General features: G+C 71.9%; 4 protein-coding genes. All 4 read right to left on the reverse strand.

Features of this window, described 5'->3' with window-relative positions; translation table 11 throughout:
• On the reverse strand, positions 1–1125 hold a 1125-nt coding region (locus tag AC1RQF_RS09265), incomplete at its 3' end, for a tetratricopeptide repeat protein (protein ID WP_492871849.1).
• A complete protein-coding gene (locus AC1RQF_RS09270) occupies positions 1100–4012 on the reverse strand; it encodes a bifunctional glycoside hydrolase/polysaccharide deacetylase family protein (protein ID WP_492871850.1) in 2913 nt (970 codons plus the stop codon). The genes AC1RQF_RS09265 and AC1RQF_RS09270, both read right to left, overlap by 26 nt.
• Before the next feature lie 266 nt (positions 4013–4278).
• Positions 4279–4638 carry a DUF4440 domain-containing protein gene (locus AC1RQF_RS09275; RefSeq protein ID WP_492871851.1) on the reverse strand — a complete coding sequence of 120 codons (360 nt, stop codon included), beginning with the start codon at positions 4636–4638 and terminating at the stop codon, positions 4279–4281.
• Between the two features lie 27 nt (positions 4639–4665).
• Positions 4666–5136 (reverse strand): hypothetical protein, encoded by a 471-nt coding sequence (locus tag AC1RQF_RS09280; RefSeq protein ID WP_492871852.1) that lies wholly within the window; start codon positions 5134–5136, stop codon positions 4666–4668.
• Positions 5137–5264: the final 128 nt, after the last annotated feature.

The following is a 5264-nucleotide window of genomic DNA, read 5'->3' on the forward strand; positions in this document are numbered from 1 at the left end:
CGCGTTGATCCCCGTCGACGCACCTGCGCCACCCGCGCCCGGCGCGGCCGTCGTCGCCGCGATCCTCACGATCGACACCCCCTCCGCCCCCGCGATCCGCCACGCCCGCCCCCGCGCCGGCTGCCCGCCGCCGCGATACCACGCGGCCCGCAGCCACACGCTCCGCGCCGTGCGCTGCGCCGCGACCCGGCCGTCATGTGGCGCCACCGCGCCCGGCCCGCCCGCCGCATACGCGGCAAGCCGCGTCCGCCCCTGCCTGCCCGCATCGCCCAGCACCTGCATCAGGCGCTTCACGTACTGCGCGGCCAGATCGGGCCGCCCCGCCGCCATCGCCAGATTCGACAGGAACCGCAACGTATCCGGGTCGTCCGCCAGATCGCCCGCATGCGCCTGCGCCGCCGCCATCGCGCCCGGCAGCTCATTGCCCGCCTGCAACGCCTTCAACCCGGCGATGAACGCCTCGCGCCGCGCCGCGCGCGTCGTCGCGCGCGCCTCCAGCGCGAACCACGCATCGGCGGCCCCGCGATACTCGCCCCCGCCCAGCCGCGTGGCCGCCAATTCGGCGAGCCACGCCAACGCATGTGCGGGATCATCCGTCACGAGCCGCGCATAGAAGCGCGCCGCGAGCGCATCGTCGCCCAGGCCGCGCGCCTGCCCCGCCAGCGATTTGAGCGCGTCGACGTCCCATTCGACTCGATCGGCCTCGCGCAGCAGCGCATCGAGTTCGCGCAGCGGCGCGGCGCGCGCGGGATCGCGCGGCGCGAGCGTATACAGCCGGCGCTGCGCGAGCGCGAGCCGGATCACCAGCGCGCGCCGCCGCGCCGCCGGATCGGTCGAGATCTTCAGTCGCTCCAGCATGCGCTCCGCGTCCGCGAGCCGCTCCCCGCTCAGATAGGCGCGGGTCAGCGCGGCCTGGACGTCCGGATTGCCCGGATCGATGCGCAGCCAGGCCTCCAGATACGCGACCGTCAGGCCGTCGACGCGGCCGGCCGCGAGCAGCCGCGCCTCCAGCGCGCCGCGCGGATAGGCGAAACCGAGCAGCACGCCCAGCAGCGCGCCGAGCGCGAGGATCGCGGGCAGCGTGAAGAAGCGCTGGCGTTCAGCGGTCGCAGACGACGTCGACATGCAGGCGGTAGGCAGTGGAGGAAAGCGGACGCTGGCTCACGCGGCATACGCCGGCGTCGGCGACGCGAAAGCGCGGCGCGACGGTCGAGCGCAGGTCGAACGAGAAGCCGCGCGCGCTGCGTTCGAAGTGTTCGAGCTCGCCGTTCGCATCGGCGAGGTACGGCACGTGCGGCGCGCGCGCGGCGTCGACCACCGTGAAGCGCGCGGCGGCGCCCGTCAGGTGCACGTAGGTGCCGCCCGGCCCCGGCGCGTAGCCGGCCACCCCGGTCGCGCCGCGCAGGTCGGGCGCCTTGCCCGCCGGCAGGCGCACCGTGCGCAGCGCGCCGCCGCCGCGCACCACCCAGGCGTCGCCGTCGCGCGCCACGCTCATGTCGAGCGAATCGAGCACCTTGCGCGCATAGTCCGACGCGAACAGCGGCATCACCGGCTGCGCGAGCACGGCCTTGAAAATCAGTTCGAGCGCCTTCATCGACGCGAGCTTGGTGCCCGAGAACATGTGGTAGTAGATGTCCATCGGCTTGAAGCGCAACGGCCGGTCGGTCATCTCGAAGGTTTCGAGCACGCGCGTGAAGCCGTAGAACGGGCCATGCCACAGGTCGGTGTACAACTCCTCGTTCTGGTTCGGCGCGAACACCTGGTAATAGCCGTCCTTCATCACGCCGAGCGGCGCGATCGCGGTCCAGCTCGGGTAGCTCTTCGTGATCAGCGTGTCGCCGCCGTTCATGTTCAGCACGCCCGCCCGGTAGGCCGCCTTCAGCACCGGCGACGGCACCTGGCAATCGCCGCTCCACAGCACCATCCGCACCGGCTTCGCGGCCGGCGCGACGGTGCGGTTCAGGTAGTCGATCGAGCCGCCGACTTCGCGTTCGTAGTTGAAGCGGTAACCCGGGATATCGATCGACAGCCCACTCGCATGCGCGCCGCCGCCGCCCTCGGTGACCGTATCCTTGTCGTCCGAGACGCCGAGCCCCGTCACCCGCATCCATTGCAGCGGATGCGTATAGGTATGCGTGGCGACCTCGACGTTCGGCAGCGCGAAGATCTTCGCGCCCAGCGCGCGCAGGTGCGGCGCGAACGCGCGATACGGTCCGTCGTCGGACACCTCCCCCTCGATCAGCGAGGCCGTGGTCGGCATCCCCGAATCGCGCAGCAGCCGGTACAGCATGTCGCCCGAATACAGCGGCACGGCGGGGTTCTCGGGCAGGCCGGCCTGGGCGAACTCCGCGCGCGAGGCGAAGCCGTCGCCGTCGATGTGCGACATCAGCAGCCGACGGCCGTTGCCGGTCGTGGTGTCGGGCACCGGCATGTCGTCCGGCAGGCGCAGCGCGGCCCGCAGGAACGCGAGCGGCTGCGTGACCCAGCGGGCCTGATTGATCCCGCCGAGCTGATACACGCCGAACGGCCGCATCACGTAGCCGCCCCACGGCGTCAGCGCCGCGCCGTCGATCTCGACGCCGCCCGCGCGCAGGCGCAGCAGCGACCGGCTGCGCGCGCCGACCCGCACCGCCGTGTAGTCGTGCGGATCGGCGCGCGGCTTCATCTCGAAGCCCATCAGCGCCGGGTCATAGGACGCGACGTCGAGCCGCGCGCCCGCCGGGATCCCGTCGACCACCTCGAGATCGAGCTTGCGCGCGAACGGCGCATCGAGCGGCGTGCCGAACGACGCGAGCATCGCGATCGGAACGCCCGCGTCGATCTGCGCGCCGAGCCATTCGCGATAGGCGCGGCCGCGCGGCACGTCGTTGTCGAGCCACAGCACGATGCCCGCGTAGCGGTCCGCGAGCGGGCCGGCGGGCAGCGGCGCGCGCGCGTCCGCGTAATCGACGAGGTAGCCGAGATAACCGAGCGGCATGGCCAGGTAGCGCACCCCGGGCGACACGTTCAGGTCAGTGCGCGCGGGCGGGTCCTGCACCACGAGGATCCGGCGCGGCAGCGGCGCGCTCGCGCCGCGGCCCATCGTCGCGAGCGCGCCGTCGGTCACGAACGGCACGAGGCCGTCCGCGTGAATCCGCGTGATCGCGTCGCTGGCGCACGTGCGGTCGGCGGGCGGGCAATAGTCGATCGACACCACCGGCACGTTGTACTGCGTGCGGATCGTGCGCGCCTGCGCGAGCAGCCAGGCGCGATCGGCTTCCGGCACCGCCGTGTAGCGCTGCCGCGCCTGATTCCAGCCGCGGTACAGCGACTCGAACGCCACCGCGTAGACAAGCCCGTGCACCGCCGGCAGGATCTCGAAGCCGCGGTTGAAGATCAGCTTGGCCTCGGGATAGCGCGCGTGGATCGCGCGGATCACCGCGACGAGGCCGGCCTGCTGGCGGGCGCGCGCGTCGTCGGTGTGCGCGGCGAGTTGCCAGGCGTCGAGCGTGTCGAGGAAGAAGCCGCGATAGCCCTTGTCCCACAGCGGCCGGATCACGTGCTCGACAAAGAACGCGGGCCACTCGGGCCGGCTCTGATCGACCACTCGCGAAGCCCACGCCTCGTTGCTGCCGAGCAGCCACGACTTGGGCAGATCCGCGTAATAGGCGCGCGACGGCTGCACTTCGCCGACGCTCGCGTACGCGAACCAGGTGGTATGCGGAAGGACATGCGCGCGCGGGTCGAAGCCGCTGTCCGGTTCGACCACGGCGACATCGTAGGCGGACAACAATTCGACCGGCGGCTGCGCGCCGTAGTACAGCGCGAACGAGGGCTGGGCGGGCGACGGCGCCTCGTCCGCCCACGCGGGCCGGGCAGCGGTCAGGCCGAGCCACGCGAACGCGCAGGCGATCAGCCAGACCGCCCCCGCGCGCGCGCGCCGCCCGGCTGCCGATATGCACCGTCGCTCCAGGTATCCGGAGGATCGCGGCGGGCACGGGTCGGCAACGGAACAGCGGCGTCTTCTTGTCATTCTTCACGTGCTGCGCTGGCAGTCGGTCCCGCGCTGCGACCACAACGCCCGCTATGATGAGATAGGGCGATTGTAGTCAAACCTCGGCGGCACGCAAATCGAATCGCCGATTAATCATGCATGGCGCAAACGCCGGAAAAATCGGCCGTCCGTCGACGTCGTCGGGCATGCCGGCCGCTCGCCCGCGCCGCATGGCCGAAGCACCTCGACCGCCCGCGCCGATACGCGCTCGCGCACCTGCGCGTCAGCCCGCCGCGCAGGCGGTTTCATGCAGACGCAGCCACACGACACGCCCTGCGCCGTCGCGCGCGAACACCGCCGTCGAGCGGCAGCGTGGCCTGCCCGGCCGCATCGGCCTGGTGCTCGCGATCACCGACCACGGCGCGCCCGTCGCCCTGCCCGATCAGTTCCAGTTCGTCGATCACGGCGCCCTGCGCCTGTGCAAAAAAAGCCGTCAGCGCGGTGAAATCCAGGCGCGCCCCTGCCAGCGTCACCATCGAGTAAGCGGGCGAGAAACGCGCGCGCAGCGCCGGCAAATGCCCGGCCGGCGCTTCGCCGGACAGCCAGCGTTCGATCTCCACGTGCGCGTCGCGCACTTCATCGAAAAACGGATTGGATTCCGTCATGAAACATTTCCTCTCAGCGTGTCGGCATCAAGCAACGATCGCGTCGCCGCGCAGCAGACGCCCGGTGTGCGCGCTCGACAGCCGCGCGATCAGCGGCAACGGCAGCAGGGTCAGCGCGGCCGCGACGAGCAGGCACGCGCGATAGACCGGCAGGGCCGCCGCCCCATCGTCGGATCCGGTTCCCGTTCCGGCCAGCCATGCATTGAGCGTGCTGCCGAGCACGGCGACGCCCAGGCAGAAGCCGAGCTGGCGATTGATGTTCCACAGCGCGCCCGCCTGCCCGAGCCGCGCGGGCGGCACGTCGAGAAACGCGACGCTTTGCGCGGCGCTTGAACACCGGCTGCCGCGGAAGCCCAGCACCGCGTAGGCCAGCGCCAGCCCGCCGTCGTGCCCGGCGGACCACGGTGCGGCGAGCATCAGGATGCCCGCGCACTCGATCAGCACGCCCGCGGCGAGCAGGCGTTTCGGCCCGGTGCGCGCGTGGCTCGATTTCCTCAAGGCGCGTCTGGCGGTGCGGGACGGCGGCGCGCCGGCCGCGCGCGTGACTGACGCGGGTTCGATTGACGCACCCGTGCCGGTCGTCAAGCCGCGTCGCGCACGGACGCGCTAAGCACAAGGTGCGCGCG

The sequence above is a fragment of the Burkholderia sp. GW821-FHT14F03 genome, assembly GCF_058803765.1.